A 5,671-nucleotide genomic window follows, 5' to 3' on the forward strand; every position below is an offset into this window, starting at 1 on the left:
TGTCCGGCGGTGACCTACTCTCCCACACCCTCCCGGGTGCAGTACCATCGGCGCTGTGGGTCTTAGCTTCCGGGTTCGGAATGGGACCGGGCGTTTCCCCCACGCTATGACCGCCGTAACCCTGTGTCCGCACCCTGTGTGGGGGTGGGAAATCTGTGGTTACAACATTCTGTGGTGTTGTTATGTAGTTTTTGTTCCCGTGGCCAGCAAACCGGTGTTCGGGTTTGTTGGTTGGGAACCACATAGTGGACGCAAGCAGTCTTGTTTTCTTTTTACCAGCCCCTGGTTGCAAACGCTTTTGAACCGTTTGCGGGGTGGTGTGTGGTGTAAGTTATCGGCCTATTAGTACCGGTCAGCTTCACGAGTCGTTAGTCCTCGCTTCCACATCCGGCCTATCAACCCAGTGGTCTGGCTGGGGGCCTCTCACACACAAGGTGTATGGAAATCTCATCTCGAAGCGAGCTTCCCGCTTAGATGCTTTCAGCGGTTATCCCATCCGAACGTAGCTAATCAGCGGTGCACTTGGCAGTACAACTGACACACCAGAGGTTCGTCCGTCCCGGTCCTCTCGTACTAAGGACAGCCCTTCTCAAATTTCCTGCGCGCGCAGCGGATAGGGACCGAACTGTCTCACGACGTTCTAAACCCAGCTCGCGTACCGCTTTAATGGGCGAACAGCCCAACCCTTGGGACCTACTCCAGCCCCAGGATGCGACGAGCCGACATCGAGGTGCCAAACCATGCCGTCGATATGGACTCTTGGGCAAGATCAGCCTGTTATCCCCGAGGTACCTTTTATCCGTTGAGCGACGGCCATTCCACAATGTACCGCCGGATCACTAGTCCCGACTTTCGTCCCTGCTCGAGATGTCTCTCTCACAGTCAAGCTCCCTTGTGCACTTACACTCGACACCTGATTGCCAACCAGGCTGAGGGAACCTTTGGGCGCCTCCGTTACTTTTTAGGAGGCAACCGCCCCAGTTAAACTACCCATCAGGCACTGTCCCTGACCCGGATTACGGGCCGAAGTTAGATGTCCAAAGTGACCAGAGTGGTATTTCAACGATGACTCCACCCGAACTGGCGTCCGGGCTTCAACGTCTCCCACCTATCCTACACAAGCCACTCCGAACACCAATACCAAACTATAGTAAAGGTCTCGGGGTCTTTCCGTCCTGCTGCGCGTAACGAGCATCTTTACTCGTACTGCAATTTCGCCGAGTTTATGGTTGAGACAGCGGGGAAGTCGTTACTCCATTCGTGCAGGTCGGAACTTACCCGACAAGGAATTTCGCTACCTTAGGATGGTTATAGTTACCACCGCCGTTTACTGGGGCTTGAATTCTCAGCTTCGCCTTGCGGCTAACCGGTCCTCTTAACCTTCCAGCACCGGGCAGGAGTCAGTCCGTATACATCGTCTTGCGACTTCGCACGGACCTGTGTTTTTAGTAAACAGTCGCTTCCCCCTGGTCTCTGCGGCCCCTGCACGCTCCGGACAGCAAGTGTCCATCACGATGGGGGCCCCCCTTCTCCCGAAGTTACGGGGGCATTTTGCCGAGTTCCTTAACCATAATTCTCTCGATCGCCTTAGTATTCTCTACCTGATCACCTGTGTCGGTTTGGGGTACGGGCGGCTAAAACCTCGCGCCGATGCTTTTCTAGGCAGCATAGGATCACCGAATCCCCCCTTACGGGAGTCCCATCAGATCTCAGGCATCATGAACGGCGGATTTGCCTACCGTTCGCCCTACATCCTTAGACCGGGACAACCATCGCCCGGCTCGGCTACCTTCCTGCGTCACACCTGTTAATACGCTTACCTCCCAGGATCAGGTCCCGCGCTCCACCAAAAACCTCACACCACAAGGGTGATCGGTCAGGTCTCGGGCGGTTAGTATCCCCTGTTCAGCATGGACGGTTTTTCGCCGGTACGGGAATATCAACCCGTTGTCCATCGACTACGCCTGTCGGCCTCGCCTTAGGTCCCGACTTACCCAGGGCAGATTAGCTTGACCCTGGAACCCTTGATCATTCGGCGGACGGGTTTCTCACCCGTCTTTCGCTACTCATGCCTGCATTCTCACTCGTGTAGGCTCCACCGCTGGTTTACACCGCGACTTCACTGCCCACACGACGCTCCCCTACCCATCCAGACGCCTGAACCACAAGGGCTTAGCAAAAATCTGAATGCCACAACTTCGGCGGTGTACTTGAGCCCCGCTACATTGTCGGCGCGGAATCACTTGACCAGTGAGCTATTACGCACTCTTTTAAGGATGGCTGCTTCTAAGCCAACCTCCTGGTTGTCTTCGCAACTCCACATCCTTTCCCACTTAGCACACGCTTAGGGGCCTTAGTTGGTGGTCTGGGCTGTTTCCCTCTCGACTATGAAGCTTATCCCCCACAGTCTCACTGCTGCGCTCTCACTTACCGGCATTCGGAGTTTGGCTGACGTCAGTAACCTTGTAGGGCCCATCGGCCATCCAGTAGCTCTACCTCCGGTAAGAAACACGCAACGCTGCACCTAAATGCATTTCGGGGAGAACCAGCTATCACGAAGTTTGATTGGCCTTTCACCCCTACCCACAGCTCATCCCCTCCATTTTCAACTGAAGTGGGTTCGGTCCTCCACGACGTCTTACCGTCGCTTCAACCTGGCCATGGGTAGATCACTTCGCTTCGGGTCTAGATCACGCCACTGCAACGCCCTATTCAGACTCGCTTTCGCTACGGCTTCCCCACACGGGTTAACCTCGCGACGTAACACTAACTCGCAGGCTCATTCTTCAAAAGGCACGCCGTCACAGTAACTAAGACTGCTCCGACGGATTGTAAGCACACGGTTTCAGGTACTGTTTCACTCCCCTCCCGGGGTACTTTTCACCTTTCCCTCACGGTACTGGTCCGCTATCGGTCATTAGGGAGTATTTAGGCTTATCAGGTGGTCCTGACAGATTCGCACGGGATTTCTCGGGCCCCGTGCTACTTGGGATACTCTCCAGGCGGTACACAACATTTCGGTTACGGGGCTCACACCCTCTCTGGCCGGCCTTTCAAGACCGTTCACCTATGCCCGTACTCTCACCTCACTGTCCCGGCAGAGACAGAACGGAAAGTCCCACAACCCCGACCATGCAACGCCCGCCGGCTATCACACATGGAACGGTTTAGCCTGATCCGCGTTCGCTCGCCACTACTAACGGAATCACTGTTGTTTTCTCTTCCTGCGGGTACTGAGATGTTTCACTTCCCCGCGTTCCCTCCACGCACCCTATGTGTTCAGATGCGGGTCACCAGATCACTCGCGCGTCTGGCGGGGTTTCCCCATTCGGAGACCCTGGGATCAAAGTCCGGTTATCGACTCCCCCAGGCTTATCGCAGATTCCTACGTCCTTCTTCGGCTCCTAATGCCAAGGCATCCACCGTGTGCTCTTAAAAACTTGACCACAAAAGATCAAAAAAACATTTCGAGAGAACCACGAAAACCACCCGCCGGCACAAAGACCAACGGACAGATCCAGGTTCATATTCTTGGAAATTGCTTCTTATAAAAGATGCTCGCGTCCACTATGTAGTTCTCAAACAACAACCCCAAACCACACACCCCACACACACCCCGCAGGGCAACGCGCATGATCGATGCAGCCAGGAAACCAGAAACAAACAAACCCGGAAAAGAACAAACCCTTCCCGGCCCTGTTGCCTCAGGACCCAACAGTGTGCCAAACACTACCCAACAACCCGCACCGGAAACCTTCCTGAACCCCGCACCCCTCCCCGAAAGAAAGAGCAACAGAATCCGTACTAATAACCGGTCCGTGCCACCAGGCACCTATTTGCTGATATTCCACCCTTGAGCACCCACCGCAGAACAATCGCCTGCGCAATGGGCCTTTACTCCTGACAGTCCCTCCACACTCACATACATGAGGCAAGGAAACTGTAGGTGCTCCTTAGAAAGGAGGTGATCCAGCCGCACCTTCCGGTACGGCTACCTTGTTACGACTTAGTCCCAATCGCCAGTCCCACCTTCGACAGCTCCCTCCCACAAGGGGTTAGGCCACCGGCTTCGGGTGTTACCAACTTTCGTGACTTGACGGGCGGTGTGTACAAGGCCCGGGAACGTATTCACCGCAGCGTTGCTGATCTGCGATTACTAGCGACTCCGACTTCATGGGGTCGAGTTGCAGACCCCAATCCGAACTGAGACCGGCTTTTTGGGATTAGCTCCACCTCACAGTATCGCAACCCTTTGTACCGGCCATTGTAGCATGCGTGAAGCCCAAGACATAAGGGGCATGATGATTTGACGTCGTCCCCACCTTCCTCCGAGTTGACCCCGGCAGTCTCCTATGAGTCCCCACCATCACGTGCTGGCAACATAGAACGAGGGTTGCGCTCGTTGCGGGACTTAACCCAACATCTCACGACACGAGCTGACGACAACCATGCACCACCTGTGAACCAGCCCCAAAGGGGAAACCACATTTCTGCGGCGGTCTGGCCCATGTCAAGCCTTGGTAAGGTTCTTCGCGTTGCATCGAATTAATCCGCATGCTCCGCCGCTTGTGCGGGCCCCCGTCAATTCCTTTGAGTTTTAGCCTTGCGGCCGTACTCCCCAGGCGGGGCACTTAATGCGTTAGCTACGGCGCGGAAAACGTGGAATGTCCCCCACACCTAGTGCCCAACGTTTACGGCATGGACTACCAGGGTATCTAATCCTGTTCGCTCCCCATGCTTTCGCTCCTCAGCGTCAGTTAATGCCCAGAGACCTGCCTTCGCCATCGGTGTTCCTCCTGATATCTGCGCATTTCACCGCTACACCAGGAATTCCAGTCTCCCCTACATCACTCTAGTCTGCCCGTACCCACTGCAGAACCGGAGTTGAGCCCCGGTCTTTCACAGCAGACGCGACAAACCGCCTACGAGCTCTTTACGCCCAATAATTCCGGATAACGCTTGCGCCCTACGTATTACCGCGGCTGCTGGCACGTAGTTAGCCGGCGCTTCTTCTGCAGGTACCGTCACTTTCGCTTCTTCCCTACTGAAAGAGGTTTACAACCCGAAGGCCGTCATCCCTCACGCGGCGTCGCTGCATCAGGCTTTCGCCCATTGTGCAATATTCCCCACTGCTGCCTCCCGTAGGAGTCTGGGCCGTGTCTCAGTCCCAGTGTGGCCGGTCACCCTCTCAGGCCGGCTACCCGTCGTCGCCTTGGTGAGCCATTACCTCACCAACAAGCTGATAGGCCGCGAGTCCATCCAAAACCACAAAAAGCTTTCCACCCCCCACCATGCGATGAGGAGTCATATCCGGTATTAGACCCAGTTTCCCAGGCTTATCCCAGAGTTAAGGGCAGGTTACTCACGTGTTACTCACCCGTTCGCCACTAATCCAGGAGCAAGCTCCCTTCATCGTTCGACTTGCATGTGTTAAGCACGCCGCCAGCGTTCATCCTGAGCCAGGATCAAACTCTCCGTTGAAGTAAAACAAAAACAGAAACAACCAGGAAACCACGGGAAAACGCGGCAACCAGACTGCAAAAATTTGAAACCAGCTGTAAAAACCAAACCCAATCCACGGGGTGGACAGGCCTGGCCAAAACAACCAATCAATAAAACAATTGGTATCAACAAACTTGGCACACTATTGAGTTCTCAAACAACAGACACA

The 5,671-nt window shown here is 54.9% G+C and carries 3 rRNA genes; all 3 read right to left on the reverse strand.

The features are described from left to right. Position 1 precedes the first annotated feature (1 nt). Positions 2–118, reverse strand: a 5S ribosomal RNA gene (rrf, locus tag MU551_RS23065). 203 nt (positions 119–321) lie between these two features. Beyond that, a 23S ribosomal RNA gene (locus MU551_RS23070) occupies positions 322–3,446 on the reverse strand. A gap of 511 nt (positions 3,447–3,957) precedes the next feature. Further along, positions 3,958–5,481 (reverse strand): 16S ribosomal RNA (locus tag MU551_RS23075). The 16S, 23S and 5S rRNA genes sit together here, the layout of an rRNA operon. Positions 5,482–5,671: the final 190 nt, after the last annotated feature.

It is taken from the genome of Arthrobacter rhizosphaerae, from assembly GCF_023062595.1.
Classification (GTDB): Bacteria; Actinomycetota; Actinomycetes; order Actinomycetales; family Micrococcaceae; genus Arthrobacter; species Arthrobacter rhizosphaerae.